This is a genomic window from Microbacterium sp. 11MF (assembly GCF_000383475.1).
GTDB classification, from domain to species: domain Bacteria; phylum Actinomycetota; class Actinomycetes; order Actinomycetales; family Microbacteriaceae; genus Microbacterium; species Microbacterium aquilitoris.
Genome location: NZ_KB911459.1, coordinates 1,375,524 through 1,394,967 on the forward strand (window position 1 = coordinate 1,375,524; position 19,444 = coordinate 1,394,967).

18 protein-coding genes and 1 tRNA gene are annotated in these 19,444 nt (G+C 66.8%); 5 read left to right on the forward strand and 14 right to left on the reverse strand.

The window, feature by feature from the left end; genetic code table 11:
* Window positions 1-83 precede the first annotated feature (83 nt).
* Genes H286_RS0106795 through H286_RS0106805 form a run of 3 tightly spaced genes read right to left on the reverse strand, consistent with a single transcriptional unit; the run spans window position 84 to window position 2,962 of the window.
* Complete coding sequence (locus H286_RS0106795) at window positions 84-1,043, reverse strand: hypothetical protein (RefSeq protein ID WP_028497423.1); 960 nt, start codon at window positions 1,041-1,043, stop codon at window positions 84-86.
* Window positions 1,027-2,052 (reverse strand): ParB/RepB/Spo0J family partition protein, encoded by a 1,026-nt coding sequence (locus H286_RS0106800; protein WP_155900313.1) that lies wholly within the window; start codon window positions 2,050-2,052, stop codon window positions 1,027-1,029. The genes H286_RS0106795 and H286_RS0106800 overlap by 17 nt, the downstream gene beginning before the upstream one ends.
* On the reverse strand, window positions 2,036-2,962 hold the full coding sequence (locus H286_RS0106805; protein ID WP_196800624.1) for a DNA adenine methylase: 927 nt from the start codon (window positions 2,960-2,962) through the stop codon (window positions 2,036-2,038). Before H286_RS0106805 ends, H286_RS0106800 begins: the two co-directional genes overlap by 17 nt.
* Window positions 2,963-3,590: 628 nt before the next feature.
* Between H286_RS0106805 and H286_RS0106810 the strand changes: the two genes are divergently transcribed.
* Entirely contained in the window at window positions 3,591-4,766 is a 1,176-nt protein-coding gene (locus tag H286_RS0106810) for a tyrosine-type recombinase/integrase (RefSeq protein WP_020097566.1), read from the forward strand.
* A 131-nt stretch (window positions 4,767-4,897) separates the two neighbouring features.
* Entirely contained in the window at window positions 4,898-6,940 is a 2,043-nt protein-coding gene (locus H286_RS0106815) for an ATP-binding protein (RefSeq protein ID WP_028497426.1), read from the forward strand.
* On the opposite strand, the gene H286_RS0106820 is transcribed toward H286_RS0106815, so the two are convergent.
* Both H286_RS0106820 and H286_RS0106825 read right to left on the reverse strand, forming a co-directional pair.
* A complete protein-coding gene (locus H286_RS0106820; protein WP_196800625.1) occupies window positions 6,937-9,522 on the reverse strand; it encodes a helicase C-terminal domain-containing protein in 2,586 nt (861 codons plus the stop codon). The genes H286_RS0106815 and H286_RS0106820 overlap by 4 nt on opposite strands.
* Before the next feature lie 305 nt (window positions 9,523-9,827).
* A tRNA-Pro gene (locus H286_RS0106825) sits at window positions 9,828-9,901 on the reverse strand.
* 184 nt (window positions 9,902-10,085) lie between these two features.
* Between H286_RS0106825 and H286_RS0106830 the strand changes: the two genes are divergently transcribed.
* Genes H286_RS0106830 through H286_RS0106840 form a run of 3 tightly spaced genes read left to right on the forward strand, consistent with a single transcriptional unit; the run spans window position 10,086 to window position 11,561 of the window.
* On the forward strand, window positions 10,086-10,664 hold the full coding sequence (locus H286_RS0106830; protein ID WP_020097569.1) for a GNAT family N-acetyltransferase: 579 nt from the start codon (window positions 10,086-10,088) through the stop codon (window positions 10,662-10,664).
* Complete coding sequence (locus H286_RS0106835) at window positions 10,661-11,164, forward strand: O-acetyl-ADP-ribose deacetylase (RefSeq protein ID WP_020097570.1); 504 nt, start codon at window positions 10,661-10,663, stop codon at window positions 11,162-11,164. Before H286_RS0106830 ends, H286_RS0106835 begins: the two co-directional genes overlap by 4 nt.
* Window positions 11,165-11,204: 40 nt before the next feature.
* On the forward strand, window positions 11,205-11,561 hold the full coding sequence (locus tag H286_RS0106840) for an RNA-binding S4 domain-containing protein (RefSeq protein ID WP_020097571.1): 357 nt from the start codon (window positions 11,205-11,207) through the stop codon (window positions 11,559-11,561).
* On the opposite strand, the gene H286_RS0106845 is transcribed toward H286_RS0106840, so the two are convergent.
* From H286_RS0106845 to H286_RS0106885, 9 genes are all read right to left on the reverse strand, one after another.
* Entirely contained in the window at window positions 11,547-11,951 is a 405-nt protein-coding gene (locus tag H286_RS0106845; RefSeq protein WP_020097572.1) for a ribosomal maturation YjgA family protein, read from the reverse strand. The genes H286_RS0106840 and H286_RS0106845 overlap by 15 nt on opposite strands.
* Window positions 11,948-12,844: an NUDIX domain-containing protein gene (locus H286_RS0106850; RefSeq protein WP_020097573.1), complete on the reverse strand. Its 897-nt coding sequence runs from the start codon at window positions 12,842-12,844 to the stop codon at window positions 11,948-11,950. The genes H286_RS0106845 and H286_RS0106850 overlap by 4 nt, the downstream gene beginning before the upstream one ends.
* Window positions 12,845-13,013: 169 nt before the next feature.
* On the reverse strand, window positions 13,014-14,543 hold the full coding sequence (gene der, locus H286_RS0106855) for a ribosome biogenesis GTPase Der (RefSeq protein ID WP_018186410.1): 1,530 nt from the start codon (window positions 14,541-14,543) through the stop codon (window positions 13,014-13,016).
* Window positions 14,540-15,217, reverse strand: coding sequence for a (d)CMP kinase (gene cmk / locus H286_RS0106860; RefSeq protein ID WP_020097574.1), 678 nt, complete (start codon window positions 15,215-15,217; stop codon window positions 14,540-14,542). The genes der and cmk overlap by 4 nt, the downstream gene beginning before the upstream one ends.
* The gene (locus tag H286_RS0106865) at window positions 15,210-16,325 is read right to left on the reverse strand and encodes a prephenate dehydrogenase (RefSeq protein WP_020097575.1); all 1,116 of its coding nucleotides are present in this window, start codon (window positions 16,323-16,325) and stop codon (window positions 15,210-15,212) included. Before H286_RS0106865 ends, cmk begins: the two co-directional genes overlap by 8 nt.
* Window positions 16,322-17,104 (reverse strand): pseudouridine synthase, encoded by a 783-nt coding sequence (locus H286_RS0106870; RefSeq protein ID WP_020097576.1) that lies wholly within the window; start codon window positions 17,102-17,104, stop codon window positions 16,322-16,324. The genes H286_RS0106865 and H286_RS0106870 overlap by 4 nt, the downstream gene beginning before the upstream one ends.
* Window positions 17,101-17,706 carry an SMC-Scp complex subunit ScpB gene (gene scpB / locus H286_RS0106875; RefSeq protein ID WP_020097577.1) on the reverse strand — a complete coding sequence of 202 codons (606 nt, stop codon included), beginning with the start codon at window positions 17,704-17,706 and terminating at the stop codon, window positions 17,101-17,103. Before scpB ends, H286_RS0106870 begins: the two co-directional genes overlap by 4 nt.
* Complete coding sequence (locus tag H286_RS0106880) at window positions 17,696-18,559, reverse strand: segregation and condensation protein A (RefSeq protein ID WP_020097578.1); 864 nt, start codon at window positions 18,557-18,559, stop codon at window positions 17,696-17,698. The genes scpB and H286_RS0106880 overlap by 11 nt, the downstream gene beginning before the upstream one ends.
* On the reverse strand, window positions 18,543-19,376 hold the full coding sequence (locus H286_RS0106885) for a ParA family protein (RefSeq protein ID WP_091362304.1): 834 nt from the start codon (window positions 19,374-19,376) through the stop codon (window positions 18,543-18,545). Before H286_RS0106885 ends, H286_RS0106880 begins: the two co-directional genes overlap by 17 nt.
* Window positions 19,377-19,444: the final 68 nt, after the last annotated feature.

Here is a 19,444-nt window from a genome sequence, read left to right on the forward strand (position 1 = left end):
CGCTACGTCGAGTCCGCACGTGGTGTCGATCTGCCAGGAGAGCGGGGCTCACTCCCCCAGCGGGAGGGGGCTCTCGTGCGCGATCACCGAAGCAACGCGCGCCTGACGAGCGACTCAAGCGCGTCGTCGAGGTCCTCGGCTTCGATCAGCGAAGCGAGTTCCTCGCGACCGACCATCACGACGCAGATGTCCTGGGTAGAGAATCTCAGCTCCTGCAACTTCGCGTCCTCTGTGAAGCCCGCCAGAGACACGAGGAATGCTATCCGTGAAGTCCCACGTTTCGTTTGCAACTTCGTGAGGAGGACAGACATGACTTGCTGCGATGCCTTGTCCACCCTGTTCTTGGCTTCGACCAGAATGAACGGAATCCCCGGGCGCTGCCAAACGCGCGGACTGAAGTTATCGACCTGAAGAACGAGGTCGATCTCCTCTGTCTCCGTACGATAGTTGCGCTCGATGACTTTCAGATCGCGAACCTGTGAGAACAAGAAGGCCAGTAGCGCTTCGAGACGGCGGCCTTTCTCCTGCGAGGTCCCGTCCTCAATTCGTGACCACACGCTGCGGCAGATCACCTGCCGAGACTCAGGGGGAACGGGGACTTCTACCTCAGCGAGGGCGATGAGTACGGGACGAGAGACCAGGCGACGAGCCGTCACGTAGTCGTCAACGATCAAGACATCTGCATCGAGGTCCACAAGAAGCGCGATGACCTCAGGCTTGAACAGAGAAGCTATCGGAAGAGCCATTGTGATGCCGATGTCCCTTGAGGCGGCCAGCTGAAGGCGGTCGCGCACGAATCGGGGAAGCTCGTCCTGAAGGTACACATAGAGCAGACGCTGCCGGTCCGCCGAAACGGCGGAGGGACGCCACCTCTTCGTCTCGAGGTTCAGTTCGACATCGCGTTCCCAACCCGCTCCCCCGGCCGACGCGCAGATCTGATCGGTGAGATCCGCTATGTCCTCCGAACTGATGAAACGTCCGGCACTCGGGTCATCGACGATCTCGTCAACGATGGCCCCTTCGAGCTCAGGCTGATCGCTCATCGGCATTGAGCAGCGCTTCGAGTTGAGTGATGAGCTGGTGCCCAAGGCGCTTCACTTCGTCGTTGTCGGGCGTATCGGCCGTCTGCGTAAGTAACCGGCTGAAGACAGCGATCATCGACGACGTGCGACGACCGAGCTTGTCCACCTCAACCATCATCTGGACAGTGTCTTCGAAGGCGTCCTCGATGGTGGCGTCCGGCTTCTCGATGAGATCGCGGATCGAGCTGTCGATCGTGGATTCACCCGTGCCGTTCTCCGCGGCATCCTGGGCGGCGAACTTGATAATCGGCGACACCTTGCGGAGGCTGACCGTGTCAGTGATGACCTGATCAAGGCGCTTTTGCACGAACGCTGCGCTGACGCGATCCTCGCCGAACTCGTCGAGGATGACGGGGCGGTTCTTGCGTAGCGCGTCGATGACGTTCTTCTTGAGCTCCCAGAAGAAGTTGAGCGGGATCGTCTCCTCGCGGATGTAGTCCTGCCACTCGTCGGGCAAGGTGACGACGTAGCGCAGCTGCCGAACTCGTTCCATCGACAGACCGGTGAGGTCGCGCAACTCGGCGTCGTTGGGCTCGCGACCCTCGCTCTCCTCAATTTCCTGCGCGAGGCGTTGCAATGCCTTCGCAGTGGGAATGTCGCGCCACGGCTCCCGGATGAGGTGGATATTGAACATCTGCTGCAAAACTTCACGTTCGCTACGTTCCGTCGTGATGAGTGCCGGGATCTTGGAGTGTCCGAGGTCACGAGCGCAGCGGTACCGTCGCTCACCGTCCACCAGGACGAACTTGTCGCCGCGCGGATACACCACGATCGGGACAAGCACACCCTCCAGATCAATGGATCCGGTCAATCGGTCGAGTTCATCTTGAGGGAAATCGAGGCGCGGATTGGCGTCGTTCGGCACAACGTCTGAGACGTTGAGCTCGCGAAGCTCGGCAGTCGCGTTGTGCGCCCCAGAGTCCGACGTTTCTTCGGGTTGCGGCGACGCTTCCTCAGATGGTGCAGACATATAGGTTCTCCGTTGCTGTCTTCTTCGACGTACCTGTCGACCCGCCCATGGTGGAGTGATTTGCTTCGAACGACAGTGTCTCCACGTCGTTGAAGTACTGAGACGCTACGTCCGCGACTGTCAGATCGAGCTCGGTGAGCAGGCCGGACGACGGGTAGCTGACGACCAGAGGCACACGCATGCGGGCCACGTTGCGACAGAGATCGTGAAATGAGGCGACGACCGCGCTCTTCAATGAGAACCCAGTAGTGAACCGGTCCGACCTGTTGCGACCGGCTCCGCTCGAGTCGGGATAGTCGTACCGGTACAGGGTTTCGTAGACGTGGTAATAGCGGCTGTACTGGTCCTTCGTGTACGGGGGGTCTGCGTAGATGGTTCCCACGTCGCGAAGTTGGCCTGTACTGATCAAATCGAGAGCGTCACCCACGAACACGGAGTTGTTCGAACGCCACTTCTCGGTGCCCACCAGTGCGACTGAATCCAGAGCGATGATGAACTCGTCCCACACCGATCTCCCCCATGTGCGCACGATACGGGCGTGCGCGGATGCAGAGTTCGGCCGCAGGAACTGAGCGGTGTGGCCGGGAGCATTCACCAGAACGGATGTGGCGGTGATCCATGCACCCAGAAGCCAGTCGCGGTCATTGAGTTGGGTGTCCCCGTCTATCGCGGATCGGATCGAGTCAACCTCGATCGCTTGCTGCAGGCTGAGATAGCCGGCGGAGAAGTACAGACTGGCGAGTTCGTAGTGCTCGCTCGTGCTAGCTACTGCGGCTGCGCGGGCGGCCCGTCTATGCGCAGCCGAGTTCCCCACGTGCGCGGCGCGCTGCATGTACTCGACGAGATCTAGACGCGTGCCTGTCAGCGCACGGTGTTCGGAGGCAAGCTGCGTGGAGTACTTCTGCGTCAATTCTCGAAGTCGAGCGTCGTACGCCGGACGCAAGCGAACGAGAGTTGAGGGGGCCTCTGCCGAGCGTTGGAGCGCTGTGAACCGGGCCCTCGATAAGGCGGCCGTGAAGCTTAGCGCGTCATTCGTCACTACTGAGGCGGTGTTCTGAAGGCTCTCTGCAACACTGCCCATGCCCGAGAAAAGGTCGACTACCCTTCCCGCGTGCGTGAGGTCACCAATTGTGTCACGGACGTGATCCGCCATGTGACGCTTGGTTCCCATGTAGCGCACTACCACGCGATAGCTCTCCATCCTCTTTGGCGGGCCGACACATCGTCGTCGCTCACTGCGATGTTATCGAGATTGAGCGCGTCTGGCGTCGTGCCGCGCCGAAGGCGTGTATCCTCTGCGGACATCCGTAACCAAAAACAAGTTGCAGGCCCAGGCGCTCGTCGCCCCCTGGAGCTAGCAGTGTGGCTCTCGCTTCGTCAGGCGGGTGAAAGTGCTGAAGAAGACTGCGCTCATCGCATAGCGGCGCAGATGCCCCTCTGCTCGCGCTCGGAGCTTCATGCCGTCGATGCGTGGCTCTCATCGCTCCTCGTCGATGAGCAGCGCTGAGAATGCACCGCCGCCGGTCCCGCCATTCGGGGTGAAAGTCACCACGGACCTCGAGTACCGGGCCTCCGGCATCCGCGCCCGCGCACGGTGGATCGACCCGCAGACGAAGCGACGTGTCGTTCGAGCACTCGTCGTGCCGAACGAAGAAGCCGCCGACGCCTTCTTCAACGACCTGCGGCGCTCCTCAGAGATCGGCATCGACCGGCGCATCACCCTCGCCGACTACCTCGCCACGATCGGCGACCGCTGGACACGCGGCCTAGACCCGACCTCGACGGCCGACGGATACAAGGTCGGGCTGCGGCTGCGCGTCATCCCCGCGCTCGGGCACGTGCCGCTCTCCCAGATCACCGCAGGCATGATCGACCGCACCATCGACGACTGGGAAAAGACGCACTCCCCCTCCACGATCAAGAACACCATCGCCCCGCTCGTGCGAGTCCTCGACGAAGCCGTGCGCGACGACGTGCTCGCCAGCAACCCCGCCCGCAACCGCTCCCGACGAAGCCTCGGCAAATCGGCGCTGATCGTCCCCGTCGAACAAGCCTCGCCCCGCGCGCACGCGCTCCCGGATCTCGCAACACTCAACCGGCTCGCCCGGGCGTGCGGCCGCGTGCACCAGAGCTACTCGGACTTCGTCATGCTCAGCGCGCTGCTCGCCTCCCGCGGGTCGGAGATCGCCGGCCTCCGCGTCGGCGACGTCAACTGGGACACGAACATCGTCACCATCGAGCGGCAAACCTACCCCGGCTCCGGCGGACTGGTCACCAAGCAGGCGAAAGGACGAGCCGCGCGCCCGGTGCCCATCCTCAACGCACTCAAGCCGGTCCTGGAACGCCTCACAGAGGATCGCGAGCCAGATGAACGCCTGCTGCGCGGCCCCCGCGGCGGCGTCCTGACCACAGCGAGCGTGCGCGACGCGACCAAATGGGACGACCTCGTCACCGGCTTGGGCCTGCCCTCACTCACCCGGCACGGGCTCCGCCACACCGGAGCGACCTGGATGGCCGACGCGGGCATCCCGCTGCACGTGCTGCAACGCATCCTCGGGCACAAATCCATCGAGACCACCCGCGGCTACCTTCACCCCGACACCCGGCACCTCGCCTCCGCCGCCAAGCAGGCCAACGCATTCCTCGAGGCCCAAGAACAGCGACAGGCGCCCTCGCGGACCTCTGGCGCGACTCGGCCCTCACCGCACCGTTGATGCATGCCACGGCCCGCGAAAGGGACGTCGGTGTCCCCGGCCGTGGTCCACGACACGTCGCAATCGCGCGGCTGCCGGCCCTGTCCGTGGGCGGCGATAAAGTTGCAATGACGTCACCAGCGAGGAGGACCATGGCACTCACTACCTCCTTGGCAGGCCGAGTTCGCAACACCAGCCTCCCGAAAAGCCACCCGCTGCTCCCTCTGCAGGAAGCCGTCATCAATAGCCTCCAGTCCATCGACGAGCGCTTCGGTGACGACGACATCGGCAGCGGGAATCTGCGCATCCGAATCCTGCGCGACGGACAGCAGGAGTTCGACTATGGGCCGGCTGGCACGGGACGCGTAGCGCTCCCGCCCATCATCGGGTTCTCCGTAGAAGACAACGGCGTCGGGTTCACCCCGGAGAACATGAGCTCGTTCGAGACCCTAGACAGCGATTTCAAGGCAGACCTCGGGTCACGCGGCGTCGGCCGTCTTCTCTGGCTCAAGGCCTTCGACCGCGTAGCCATCGACAGCGCGTACCTCGACGGCAACCACCAGCTGCAGAAGCGCAGCTTCAAGTTCTCCGTAGAGCGCGAGGTCGAGCACGGAGCGGACAGCGCCTCTCTCACGGAGACAGGCGCCGTAGTCCTGCTCGACGGCTTCAAGAGCCAGTACCAGAAGAGCGCGCCGAAGACGGCAGATGCCATAGCCCGTGAGATCTTCGAGCACTGCATCTGGTACTTCTTGCGGCCGGGCGGAGCACCCGAGGTCACGGTCGTCGACGAAGAAGTCATCTCCCTGAACAAACTCATGGAGGACTTCGTGTACTCCGAGCTGCCGCCGACAACCATCACAGCTAAGGGGCAGAAGTTCGACATGGTGAACCTTTGCCTCAAGTCGATGACGCGGAACACCACTCCCAGGCTCTATTGGTGCGCTGCAAGTCGCGTCGTCATCGAGGAGAACCTCTCGGGCAAGCTCGCCGGCCTATACGGCCGACTGCGTGACTCGACGTCGGCGGAGTTCACCTACGTCTGTTACCTCTCCTCCGACTTCCTCGACACGAACGTGCGCGCCGACCGGACCGCGTTCGACATCGAGGAGCGACTGCCCGGAGCCGCGCTCGGCGACGACCTCACCCTCGATGATGTTCGTGCCGCGGTCCTCGACGAAGTCGAGCGTCTACTCGAGGAGCCACTGAACGCGGCACGCGAGGAGGGCCGCAACCGCGTCAATGAGTTCGTGAGCAACCGGGCACCCCGCTACCGCCCCGTTCTGGCCCGGCTCACCAATCTCGGGGTCACCGTCGACCCCGCGATGAAGGACTCTGAGCTCGAGCTGCTGCTCCACCGCAACCTGCAGAAGCTCGAAGCCGATGCGATGGTCGAGGGCCAGGCCGTGTTCGCCGAAGCAGGGGCTGCCCCGCTCAAGGACTACAAGGAGCGCCTCGACAGCTATCTCGAGACCATCAAGGAGATCAACCAATCCGACCTCGCCGCGTATGTCTCGCGTCGGAGGGTGATTCTCGATATCCTCACCAAGCTCATCCGTTCGAATGACGCTGGCGGCTACAGCCGCGAGGACGCCGTCCACTCGTTGCTCATTCCGATGCGCACTGACTCCAACGAGATCGGCCCGGACGCGTCGAACCTCTGGATCCTCGACGAACGGCTCGCGTTCCACGACTACTTGGCCTCTGACAAGACCTTGAAGAGCATGCCGATTACGGCCTCGGACTCCACCCGGGAGCCCGACATCATCGCGACGCGACTCGTTGACGGTCCGCTGCTCGCGTCCGAAGGCGAGACGCTCCCGTTGCCGTCCATCGTGGTCGTGGAGATCAAGCGGCCGATGCGCAACGATGCCTCCGAGGACAGGGACCCCATTGCCCAGTGCCTCGACTACGTCGCGAAGGTGAGGAGCGGTGGCGTCCTCACCGCGTCCGGGCGACCCATCCCCGCATCGCAGGAGTCGCCTGCGTTCTGCTATATCGTGGCCGATCTCACGCCGTCCATGGTCAACCGGTGCAATTATGCAAACTTGCGCCGTACGCCTGATGGCATGGGCTATTTCGGCTTCAACGAGCCAGCGAAGGCCTATATCGAGGTGATGTCGTTTGACCGTCTCATAAACTCCGCGACCGAACGCAACCGTGCGTTCTTCGACAAGCTCGGGCTGCCCTCGAGCTAGCTGCGTGGCTCTCGCTTTGTCTGGCGGGTGAAGGTGCTGAAGAATGTGTCGCGGGTGAGACCGAGCGCGACGATTTGGGCCTCGACGGCGGTGACGTCCTGAAATGCGTTGTCGTTGGCAAGAGCGCGAGCGAACTGCTTTAGCGCCTTCTTCAGCGCCTTCATGTCAGCACGGTTGATCGATCGGCAGCCTTGCGGCGGCGTTCCACTACGTTGGACGAGGTGACTCGGGTGGACCATGAGCGGAGTAATCTGCGCGTCCACCCCGTACTCCCCTTCACACCAGTTGACGGAGCCAGCGAGCTGGTTGATGTCCTTCTTCCAGATGGCCGTTGACTCCGCCCCGGTCTTCGCTTCGATGACCACGTACTGGTGGTCACCGAGAGACCACATGACGTCGCTTCCGATCTTGAAGTCACGTTCGGGTTGCTGCGCGAGAAATCCGAGGTGGCGTCCGAGGGAGGCGAGAGCGTCCTCCGCCTGGTCGGTGCGTAGCGGGTCCCACGCGAGGTCGGTGATGAGGGCGCCGATGCCGACAACAAGCTCGTCACCCGTCGCGTAGGTGTCAGTCAGGAGGTTCCGCGCCTCCTGCGCCTGGTTGGACGCTTGCCCGAGGTGCACATAGGCGATGCCACCGAGTGGTGCGAGTACCGCGGGATTGTTCCTTGAAGCCTGGTCAAGCGTCTGCTGCGCAGCCACCTTATCGACGCGCTCCAGATAGCTGGCGTGAGTTTCGCCCAGCCACCCCGCGAGTCTTGTGTCGCCCTCTGCGATCGCCGAGTCGACAGCGCTCCCCGCGTGGGAGGCCGCGTCTTCGAACCGACCGACTCGTGCCGCGTTATACGCCGCCCTGAGCTCTCGGGCTGAGTCGGAGACGACACCGGGCTCGTACTTTACGCCCAGCAGAGCTTCGCGGGATGCGGTGCGGAAGTCGGCGTCTCCGTCGATGACTTGCCGGATGACTCCCTCGATGTCCTCGGCGGACGCACCGTCGAGGTCTGATGCGACGTCCCTCGAAAGTTGCATCTGCGCGCGAGTTGCCGGCGAGAGCTTGCTTGCGGTATCTGCGCGAGCGACGAGCTGGGTGAGTCGGGATCCGATGAGGATGACCGCGCAGCGGTCGTCTCGGCTTCGGACTCCGCGCCCGATGCCCTGCTCGAGTCGTTGCAACTGTCGGGCGACCATTGCTTCGCTGTCCCGCAGCGCGACGGCTTCACGCCGTTCGGCCGCGGTGTACGCGAACGGCAAGCTGTCGATGACCAGAAGTCGGCAGGCCTCGTCGGGGAGGTCGATGCCGTCGTACTTGCTCACGATGACGACGAGTCCGACATGACCGCCGTTAAGACCTTTGACCACATCGCTGATCTCGTCGGCCTTGCTGACGACGTGTGCAGCCAACGGCTCCCACTGCTTCGCGATACGCCAGCTGGGTACGAGCACAACGACGTTGTGGTCCGCCGAGACGGAGGCGGCGAGCTCTCGGATTTCGCTCACCGAGATGGTGGAGTTCAGTTCTTGGGGTGCGAGGACGAGACGGTCGCCGAGATCAGCCGCGGTCTCCGGGACGATGGAGCTCGCGACGCTGTCGGGGTCCGCATCGAAGTGCGTCACGAGGAGACTGTCGTCGGCGAGCGTCGCAGTCATATAGATACGCCGCTTGGCCTCGGCGAACGACGGAAACTTCTCAATCGGCGGACAGGGTGGGTTGATCTCAATCGCCTCTGCCGAGACGGTCACCTCGCAGATAGCCATGAGATCGGACATGATGGGCCAGGCCCACTCGAAGTCCTTCGACGCCCGAAAGGGACGAAGCAGCGTGAGCACCTGCTCCTGGCGTTCAACCCATGCCCAGAAGGGCACGCGAAGCACCGCACTACGGTCCCCCTCGCGGATGTCCATGTAAGCGTTTAGTCCCTGCTCTTTAAGGTCGTCCTCGAACAGGTCGAGGAACGGGTCAAACGCCTTGTGTCCAGAAGGGATGACAAGTCGAGACGACTCCTCTGCGAGCGCAATTCCTGCGTGTGCGTCGTCGATGATGACAGCGCCTACGGGAATCGGCTGCCGCGTCGCCGAACCTTCGATTCCGAATCGGGTCTTGCCGTTGATGAGTGTCTTCATCGTCGTTACGCAGATCGCGTCACCACTGGTGAACCTGTGGTGCTCGGGGTCGTCAGCAACCTCGATACCCAAGGCCTTGGCCTCGGCGATGACTCGTTCCGCGAGGTGGGGGTCCGGCGCTATGTACAGCGCCGGCCCAACGCCCTCATGCAATGAGGTCTGCAGCATGAGCAGACCCACAATGGTCTTCCCTCCGCCAGTGTTGGTCTTGATGACCAGGTCCTTCTCATCACGGCGCGGCGACCATGCGTCCAGGACCGCCCCCTGGACCGCCCTGAGGTAGCCATACCCGGGCGCCTTGTTCGGCAACGCGTCGAAGAGCTCCGAAGGCTCGGTGATCGCGCGGATAGCGGTACCGGCGGCTAGCTTGCCAAAATTGAATGGCGGCTTCTTGATCACATCTGAGTATCTCAGAGCAGATCCACAAGACTGAGAACACTTCGCGCGGACCTGCTCGAAGGTCACTGGGTCCTAGGGTTCGGGCGGCTCATCCTGACTGCCGCCGAGCAGGCGAACGCCCTTCTCGGCACCCAAGTACGGCAACATGGTCCCGGCCCGAACCCAGGGCCTACGCGTCCGCCACGTGCTCGATGACTGGCTCCACAGGAGCGATCACGGCATCCGTGTCCCGGCAGTGTCCCGGCGCTTCGCAACAGGGCACTTCGAGAGCATCGCGACGGCAGGCGCGTAAGCGGTACACGGTCCGCGTAAACCCTCCGGCACGAACGACGAAGCCCCGATGAGAATGGCTTCTCATCGGGGCTTTTCTGTCGGGATGACAGGATTTGAACCTGCGACCCCCTGACCCCCAGTCAGGTGCGCTACCAAGCTGCGCCACATCCCGTTGTTCACTTTTCGAGCTGAATCCGCCGCTACCGCACTTGACCCCCAGTCAAGTGCGCTACCAAGCTGCGCCACATCCCGGTCCGTTGCCCTCGCGGACAACTCCACTATCCTAACCGGTCCGGAGGCCGCCCGCGAACCGCCACGGGGTTCCGCGTGTCCGATGCCGCCACTAACCTGCCCGCATGAGCCAGATCTCGATCGAACCGGCCCGTGCCGATCGCTTCACCGACGCGGAACGCGCGCTGACCGGTGGTGGCGACGGCGCCGACTGCTGGTGCCAGTGGTGGATGCTCGCGCCGAAGGACTTCGAGGCGACCAGCGTCGACGAACGGCGTGAGCGACTGCGTCAGGACCTCTCGGCTCCGGTCCCGTCAGCGCTGATCGCGTACGTCGACGGCAACGCCGCCGGCTGGGTCAAGGTCTCCCCCCGCCCCGATCAACCCCGCCTCGCGCGTACCCGCAACATCCAGACGTCACCGGAGCCGATGGACGACCCGACAGTCTGGGCGATCACCTGCTTCGTCGTCCGTAAAGAGCACCGATCCCAGGGCATCGCGAGCCGCCTCTTGGACGCCGCCGTCGACCACGCGCGCGGGAACGGCGCACGCATCGTCGAGGGGTACCCGCTCGACACCGACGTGAAGCGGTTCTCGACGAACGACCTCTACCACGGCACGCTCTCGAGCTTCCTCGCCGCCGGCTTCACGGAGACCGCGCGCCCCGGCGCGGCCCGCCCTATCGTCGCGAAGGATCTGTCATGAGCCGCGTCACCGTCGTCCGCGGCGACATCACCCGTCAGAAGGTCGACGCGGTCGTCAACGCCGCCAACCGCGCCATGCGCGGCGGCGGGGGCGTCGACGGGGCCATCCACCGCGCCGGCGGACCCGAGATCCTCGGCGACTGCATCGCCCGCTTCCCGCACGGCCTCGCGACCGGGGATGCCGGGTGGACGACCGCGGGGAACCTCGCCGCGCGCTGGGTCATCCACGTCGTCGGACCGAACCACACGGCGGGCGAACGCGACCGCAGCCTTCTCACCTCGTGCTACCGACGCGCGCTCGAGGTCGCCGACGAGCTCGGCGCCACGACCGTCGCGTTCCCCCTGATCAGTGCCGGCATCTACGGCTGGCCGCTCGACGACGCGGTAGACGCCGCCGTCACGACGCTCGCCGAGACCCCCTCGACCGTGACCGAGGCGCGCATCGTCGCTTTCGACGACGCCATGTTCACCCGCGTCGAACGGCGACTCGCGGCATCCTGACCCGTCCTACGATGGACCCACCGGACGGGAGGAGGATCACATGGCGGATGCCGTGCGTGTCGACTCCTGGCTGTGGGCCGTCCGCGTCTACAAGACCCGATCGGCTGCGACCACCGCATGCCGCGCGGGGCACGTCCGGGTCAACGGCGACAAGGCGAAAGCCGCCCAGCAGATCAAGCCGGGAGACGAGCTGCGGGTGCGGATCGCCGGATTCGACCGCATCCTCGTCGTGCGCCAGACGCTCACCAAGCGTGTCGGCGCTCCGCTGGCCGCCGTCGCCGCCGAGGATCGCACGCCCGAGCGCGAACCGGTCGCCCTGGTCGCCGTCCGCGACCGCGGCGCCGGGCGGCCCACCAAGCGCGAACGCCGCGACATCGAACGGCTACGCGGCCGCTGACACCGCCGCACGGCGACGCCCGACCGCGATGCGGACGGCGGCATCCGTCACGGCGAGCACCAAACCCGTCACCGCATAGACCAGCAGGTCGCGGGCGTCGAAGACGGTCCCGAACACGAGGACGATGGGCGGCCACTCCCCCGCCCACGCGACCGGCAGCCCCGTGAGCTGGAACAGTTCGACGCCGACCGACCAGGCGACCACGATCGCGCCGATCAGCCACGACGACGCCCGAGGGAACAGCGCCACGAGCCCGCCCCACACCGCGACGACGTAGAGCGCATCACCGGCGATGTCGGATGCCGCAGTGTCCGCCGCTCCGAGATGCACGGCGAGTCCGCAGATCACCGCCGCCAGAGCGACGGCGACGCCGAGAAGCCGTCGCTTCACACCCGATCCCGGAGCCACGACGGCCCACGGACCTCCGCGCCCACCGCGACCGCCCGCTCGCCGAGCGCGCGGTCGCTGGTCACGAGCAGGACCCGCTCTCCGTCGCCGACGCGCCGTCGCGCCTCGGCGACGAGCGTGTCGTCACCCGCGGCATCCGCTCGCACCACCTCGACGGCGTCCGCCGGGTCCGCGGCGTCGCGCGCCTCGCCCTCGAGTACAGCGACGACGTGGGGGTACCACGTGTCACCGGGAAGCGACAGCTCGGAAGCCGCCACGCCCAGGAGCGACAGACCCTGAAGCCGCTCGAGCAGCCTCGAGGCGGCACCGGCGCGGTCGCGCCACCACCCGTCGGGAACCGATCCGACGACGTTCGCGGCATCGACGAGCACGGTGGGGCGGACGGCGAGCAGCGCGCGCAACGGCTCCCAGGAGTCCGCGAAGCCGGGGTGCAGGGGCAGCGCATCGACCTCGTCGAGCGGTACCCACTCGAGGGCGTAGCTCTCGGGGTCGGCGATCACCGGCTCGAACGGGTCGACGACATCGGCGACGAGGGTCGTGTACGTCCAGACCTCGAGATCGAGCACGCTCGTGAACCGCGGTCGGAGAGCTGCGGCGGGGACGCCCGCTTCCTCCTGCGATTCGCGGATCGCGGCATCCGTTGCGCTCTCGCCTTCGTGCCGCGCACCTCCCGGGATCCCCCACGTGCCGCCGTGGTGACTCCACGAGACGCGGTGCTGCAGCAGGACCCCGCGCGCGGGGTCGTGCGCCAGCAAGCCGGCGGCACCGAATCGGCCCCAGTACCGGTCGCCGGCATCGGTCACCACCCAGGCATCGCCCGGATCGCGAGGACCGGAGGGGCGCGGCGGCCCGCTCGACGGTTCCTCGATCCTCATGCGATCAGCCTCTCACGCGCTCGGCGGCGAGGCGCGGCATACGTCATGTCCCGGAACAGATCCCCAGCGTGCAGCAGACAACGAAGGAGATGACGGTTCGCGAGGACCGGATGACCCGGATGCCTCCTCGCGAACCGTCATCTCCTCTCGAAGCGACGGTGGACGGGCGTCAGCGCTGGCGACGCTCGCGCACGCGCATGTTCGTGACGATCGGCGTGCCCTCGAAGCCGAAGATCTCGCGCAGGCGCCGCTGGATGAACCGGCGGTAGCCCGGGTCGAGGAACCCGGTCGTGAACAGCACGAATGTCGGCGGACGCGTCGACGCCTGCGTGCCGAACAGGATGCGGGGCTGCTTGCCGCCGCGGAGCGGGTGCGGGTGCTCGGCGATGAGTTCGGCGAGGAACGCGTTGAACTTGCCGGTCGGGATGCGCTGGTCCCACGACTCGAGCGCGGTCTCGAGAGCCGGGACGAGCTTGTCGAGGTGACGGCCGGTGCGTGCCGACAGGTTCACGCGCGGCGCCCACGTGACGTGCGCGAGGTCCTGCTCGATCTCGCGCTCGAGGTAGCGGCGGCGATCGGCGTTGTCCATGTCCTCGTCGTTCAGGCGATCCCACTTGTTGAAGGCGAGGACGAGCGCACGGCCGGACTCGAGGACCAGGTCGATGATGTTCAGATCCTGCACGCTGATCGACTCGGTCACATCCAGGACGACGACGGCGACCTCGGCCTTCTCGAGGGCCGCACTGGTGCGCAGCGACGCGTAGAAGTCGGCACCCTGCTGCAGGTGCACGCGACGACGGATGCCGGCGGTGTCGACCAGACGCCACAGCTTGCCGCCGAGCTCGACGACCTCGTCCACGGGGTCGCGGGTGGTGCCGGCGAGGTCGTTGACGACGACGCGCTCCTCGCCCGCGGCCTTGTTCAGCAGCGACGACTTGCCGACGTTCGGGCGACCGAGGATCGCGACGCGGCGAGGCCCCCCGAGCTCGTTCTTGGCGACGGCCGAGACCTCAGGCAGCACCTTCATGATCTCGTCGAGCAGGTCGGCGACGCCGCGGCCGTGGATGGCCGAGACAGGGTGCGGCTCGCCGAGACCCAGGTTCCAGAGCGCTGCGGCTTCGGGCTCCTGACGGGCGTCGTCGATCTTGTTGGCGACGAGGAAGACCGGCTTGTCGGTCTTGCGGAGCATGCGGACCACCTGCTCGTCGGTCGCAGTCGCGCCGACCATCGCGTCGACGACGAACATGACGACGTCGCACAGCTCGATCGCGATCTCGGCCTGGGCTGCGACCGAGCGGTCGATGCCCTTCGCGTCGTGCTCCCAGCCGCCGGTGTCGACGAGGGTGAAGCGGCGGTCCATCCACTCGGCCTTGTAGCTCACGCGGTCTCGCGTGACACCGGGGGTGTCCTCGACGACGGCCTCGCGGCGGCCGAGGATGCGGTTGACGAGGGCTGACTTGCCGACATTCGGCCGTCCGACGATCGCGACGACCGGCAGGGCCGGGAGCATCTCGACGACCTCGCCACCCGCGGTGAAGCCGGCGAGCAGGTCGTCGTCCTCCTCGTCGAGCTCGTAGTCGGCGAGCGAGGCGCGCAGGGCGGCGGCGCGCTGCTCGGCGAGGTCCTCGTCGAGGTTGGCGAGCTTCTCTTCGAGCTGGTCGGGCCCGCCGTCGTATTCGTAGTCGTCTTCGGCGCTCATCGTGAGCCTTCCGTTCCCGACCGCACGACGTCCAGGACGGCGTCGACGGTCTGTGCGAAGTCCAGGTCGGTCGAGTCGACGACCGTCACGCCGGGGGCGGCGGTGAGGAAGTCGACGACCTGGGAGTCGGATGCGTCACGCTTGTGCAGCGCGGCGGCCACAGCCGCGGCATCCTCTGTGGTCAATTCGGCGCTGCGCCGCGCGGCGCGCACCTCGGGGGCTGCGGTCAGGAGGATCCGCACGGGGGCGTCGGGGGCGACGACGGTCGTGATGTCGCGGCCCTCGACGATGACGCCGGGGCGACCGGAGTCGGCCACGAGACGACGGAACAGCACGTTCACCTGCTCGCGGATCACCGGCACGCGGGCCACACCGCTCACGGCGGAGCTGACCCGCGGCTCGCGGATCGCTTCGGTGACCGAGGCGTCCCCGACCCGCACCCAGTACTCGTCGGGGTCGAGCGAGATGGCGTAGTCGAAGTCGCCGGCGGCGTCGACGACCGCAGCCGCGTCGGACGTGTCCGCGCCGTGCTGGAGCACGTGCCAGGCCAACGCCCGGTAGGCGGCACCGGTGTCGAGGTAGCCGAAGCCGAGCCGTCGGGCGGCCTCCTTCGACACGCTCGACTTGCCGCTGCCCGCGGGGCCGTCGATGGCGATGGTGATGGGGTCAGTCATTGAGGCTCGCAATCTTCCACCCGCGTGCCGCGAGACCGTCGGTGGCGACGGAGACGGCGGACGGGACGACACTGATCTCGCCGAGACCGAATTGGGCTCCCGGCGAGTGCTCGAGACGGAAATCCTCGACGTTGACGCCGAGGTCGCCGAGGTCGCCGAACAGCCGGCCCAGTTGACCGGGGGTGTCGTCGACCATGACGACCACCGTCTCGAATCGGCGGTTCTGACCGTGCTTGCCGGGCAGGCGTTCGACGCCCTCGTTGCCGCGGCGGATCGTATCGGCCATCGCGCGACGCGAACCGGGAGCGTCGGGATCGCGGAGCGCGCCGGCGACGGTGGTCAGATCGGCGGCGAGGGCGTCGAGGACGTCGACAACCGGCTGCGCGTTGGCACCGAGGATCTGCACCCACAGTTCGGGGGCGGATGCCGCGATACGGGTCGTGTCGCGGACGCCCTGGCCCGCGAGACGCAGCGACGCGTCCTCCGCCCCGACGAAGCGTCCGGCGAGGAGGGATGCCACGAGCTGCGGCACGTGCGAGATGAGAGCCACGGAGCGGTCGTGCTCCTCGGGGGTCATCTCGACGAGGCTGGCGCCGAGGTCGAGGGCGAGGCCTTCCACGACGGCGAGGTCGCGCGCCGAGGTCTCCTCGTCGCGGCAGATGACCCACGGGCGGCCGAAGAAGATGTCGGCCCGCGCCGAGATGGCTCCGCCGCGTTCGCGACCGGCCATCGGGTGGGACCCGATGTAGCGGGAGAGGTCGACGCCCCGCTCGCGCAGCGCGAGCAACGGTTCGAGCTTGACGCTCGCGACGTCCGTGACGACGGCGTCGGGGTGGGCGCCGAGTTCGCGCTCGATGACGTCGGCCGTGACGTCCGGCGGAACGGCGACGACGACGAGGTCCGGGCGATCGTCGTCACGGGCGGCGCGGCCCGCTCCGTAGTCGACGGCGAGTCGAAGCTGAGCAGGTGACGCGTCCGCGAGGACGACGTCGACGCCGAGCGCGCGGAGGGCATGACCGATGCTCGAACCGAGCAGGCCGGCGCCGACGATGCGGACGAGCCCGCTCGTGCGGACGGCGCGGGCGCGCGCGTCGATGGCGTCGGTCACAACTGCTCCTGAGTGGGATCCCCGGGCGGGGTCTCCGCCTGGCGCGCGAGAGTCAACAGCGCACCACGTTCCACTGTAGTCAACTCGCGTGCCCGACCCGCTGGGAGCGTGCCCAGGTGAAGGGGCCCGAACTGGCGGCGGACCAGGTCCTCGACGGGGTGCCCGACCGCCGCCATCATCCGGCGGACGATGCGGTTGCGCCCCGAGTGCAGCGTCAGCTCGACGAGGCTCGTGTCACCGCTCGCGTCGAGCAGCCGCGCCTTGTCGGCGGCGATCGGGCCGTCCTCGAGCTCGACACCCCGGGTGAGCTGCGCGATGGTCTGCGGCAGCACACGGCCCGACACCTTCGCGATGTAGACCTTCGTGACGCCGAACGACGGGTGCGCGAGGACGTGGGCGAGCTCGCCGTCGTTGGTGAGGACGAGGAGGCCACTCGTCTCGGCATCCAGTCGGCCGACGTTGTAGAGACGCTCGGGCCAGTCCTTCGTGAAGAGCCGCAGGTCGGGGCGCCCCTGGTCGTCCTTCATCGACGACACGACGCCGGTGGGCTTGTTGAGGATGACGTACCGCTTGCTCGTGTCGAGCTGGATCGCGGTGCCGTCGACGTCGACCTGATCGGTCTCGGGGTCGATCCGCGATCCGAGCTCGGTGACGACGACGCCATTCACCCGCACGCGGCCCCCGACGATGTACTGCTCGCAGACGCGTCGCGAGGCGACGCCCGCATTCGCGAGGATCTTCTGCAGGCGGACCCGGTTCTCGTCGGACTGCTCGTTCATCGGATGGTCTCTCCTTCGAATCCCGCGGAGCCGTCGTCCAGCAGCGGGGAGATGGGGGGCAGCTCGTCGAGGGAGTTGATCCCCAGATGGCCGAGCAGCGCGTCGGTGGTGCGGTAGTTGATGGCCCCGGTCTCGGGGTCGGTGAAGGCCTCGGTGATGAGGCCGCGGGCCAGGAGCGTCCGGACGACGGAGTCGACGTTGACGGCGCGGATCGAGGCGACCTGACTGCGCGACACCGGCTGCTTGTAGGCGATGACGGCCAGCGTCTCGAGCGCGGCCTGCGACAGTCGCGACGGCGCCTGGCCGTTCACGAATTCGGCCACCAGGTCGTCGTGCTCGTCGCGGACGTAGAAACGCCACCCGCCGCCGACCTCGCGCAGCTCGAACCCGCGCCGCGGCCCGGAACGCTCCCCGTCGTAGTCGGCGACGAGCTCCTCGACCGCGCGGCGGACGGCGGCGACGGGCGCCCCGACAGCGGCGGCGAGCGAGACGAGGCTCTGCGGCTCGTCGATGATCATGAGGATCGCCTCGAGGCGGCGTGCGATGTCCCCGGCGTCCTGCGAACGCGGTGGCGCCTCGATCTCGGTGGCGTCATCGGTCATAGTCGGCTCCCAGTGTGGCGAGGTTCTCTTCGGACCACCGGTCGGCGGTCCAGCGCAGCGTCAATTCGCCGAGCGGCTCGAGCTGCTCGAACGACAGCGCGGCATGACGGTAGAGCTCGAGGACGGCGATGAATCGGGCCACGACGACACCGGTCTGCGTGACACCGGCGACGAGCTCGCGGAAGTTGAGCTGACCGGCATCCCGCAGCAGCGTCACGACGATCGCGGCCTGCTCCCGGATCGAGACGAGCGGCGCGTGCAGATGGTCCAGCCCGACGTGCGGGATCTCCTTCGGCGCGAACGCGAGCAGGGCGATCGCCGCGAAGTCGTCGGAAGACAGCGTCCAGACGAGCTCGGGTACGGCCCGGCGGTGCTTCTCGTCGAGCCGGACGGCGCGCATGTGACGTTTGCCCTCCCGCTCCAGGCACCGCGCGAACCACGCGGACACCTCCTTGAAGGCGCGGTACTGCAGCAGACGGGCGAAGAGCAGGTCGCGGGCCTCGAGCAGGGCGACGGATTCGGCATCCACCAACTCGCCCTGCGGCAGCAGCCCCGCGACCTTCATGTCGAGCAGCGTCGCCGCGACCACCAGGAACTCGGATGCCTGGTCGAGATCGGCGTCGTCGTCGAGCCCCTTCAGGTACGAGATGAACTCGTCGGTGACCTTGCTGAGCGAGACCTCGGTGATGTCGAGCTCGTGCTTGGAGATGAGGGTCAGGAGCAGGTCGAACGGTCCGTCGAAGTTCCCGAGAGACACGCGGAAGCGATCGCCGGATCCCGTCTCGGCCTCTGGGGTGTCCGCCCGCGGCGGCGCAGCGTCGGCGTCGGCGACGTCCTCAGGCGACGGCGCCACGGGAGACCAGCTCCCGCGCGAGGCGCAGGTACGCCTGGGCGGCGGAGTGCTCGGGAGCGAACTTGGTGATCGGCACGCCCGCGACCGAGGCGTCGGGGAACTTCACCGTGCGGCCGATGACCGTCTCGAGCACGTCATCACCGAAGGCGTCCACGACGCGCTCGAGGACCTCGCGCGAGTGCAGCGTGCGCGGGTCGTACATCGTCGCGAGCACACCGTCGAGTTCGATCGCCGGGTTCAGGCGGTCGCGCACCTTGTCGATCGTCTCGATCAGGAGCGCCACACCGCGCAGCGCGAAGAACTCGCACTCGAGCGGGATCAGCACACCGTGACTCGCCGTAAGCGCATTGACGGTGAGCAGGCCGAGCGAGGGCTGGCAGTCGATGAGGATGACGTCGTAGTCGCCGGCCACCTTGCGGAGCACCCGGGCCAGGATCGTCTCGCGGGCCACCTCGTTGACGAGGTGGACCTCTGCTGCCGACAGGTCGATGTTCGCGGGCAGGATGTCGAGGCCCTCGACCGACGTCGAGACGATGACCTCGTGGGGGTCGCGCTTCGGGTCGAGGAGGAGGTCGTAGATCGTCGCCGTCTCGTGCGTCTGCACGCCGAGACCGGCGGACAGGGCGCCCTGCGGGTCGAAGTCGACCGCGAGCACGCGGCGGCCGTACGAGGCCAGGCCCGCGGCCAGGTTGATGGTGGTCGTCGTCTTGCCGACGCCGCCCTTCTGATTGCACAGCGAGATGATGCGCGCGGGACCGTGGCCGTCGAGCTTCGGCGGGGTCGGGAAGCCGTGGTAGGGGCGACCCGTCGGCCCCATCGGGGTGTCGGTCGCCACCGTCGAATCGACGTCCGCCGTACTCCGCTTGCTCGCCACTGATCTCCCGC

Excerpts from the sequence above, each read along its gene's own strand:
- H286_RS0106830 (WP_020097569.1), top strand. The coding sequence starts at position 10,086 with ATGAGCCAGATCTCGATCGAACCGGCCCGTGCCGATCGCTTCACCGAC.
- H286_RS0106870 (WP_020097576.1), bottom strand. The coding sequence starts at position 17,104 with ATGAACGAGCAGTCCGACGAGAACCGGGTCCGCCTGCAGAAGATCCTC.
- H286_RS0106815 (WP_028497426.1), top strand. The coding sequence starts at position 4,898 with ATGGCACTCACTACCTCCTTGGCAGGCCGAGTTCGCAACACCAGCCTC.
- H286_RS0106835 (WP_020097570.1), top strand. The coding sequence starts at position 10,661 with ATGAGCCGCGTCACCGTCGTCCGCGGCGACATCACCCGTCAGAAGGTC.
- H286_RS0106850 (WP_020097573.1), bottom strand. The coding sequence starts at position 12,844 with ATGAGGATCGAGGAACCGTCGAGCGGGCCGCCGCGCCCCTCCGGTCCT.
- cmk (WP_020097574.1), bottom strand. The coding sequence starts at position 15,217 with ATGACTGACCCCATCACCATCGCCATCGACGGCCCCGCGGGCAGCGGC.
- der (WP_018186410.1), bottom strand. The coding sequence starts at position 14,543 with ATGAGCGCCGAAGACGACTACGAATACGACGGCGGGCCCGACCAGCTC.
- H286_RS0106840 (WP_020097571.1), top strand. The coding sequence starts at position 11,205 with ATGGCGGATGCCGTGCGTGTCGACTCCTGGCTGTGGGCCGTCCGCGTC.
- H286_RS0106885 (WP_091362304.1), bottom strand. The coding sequence starts at position 19,376 with ATGGGGCCGACGGGTCGCCCCTACCACGGCTTCCCGACCCCGCCGAAG.
- scpB (WP_020097577.1), bottom strand. The coding sequence starts at position 17,706 with ATGACCGATGACGCCACCGAGATCGAGGCGCCACCGCGTTCGCAGGAC.
- H286_RS0106800 (WP_155900313.1), bottom strand. The coding sequence starts at position 2,052 with ATGTCTGCACCATCTGAGGAAGCGTCGCCGCAACCCGAAGAAACGTCG.
- H286_RS0106795 (WP_028497423.1), bottom strand. The coding sequence starts at position 1,043 with ATGAGCGATCAGCCTGAGCTCGAAGGGGCCATCGTTGACGAGATCGTC.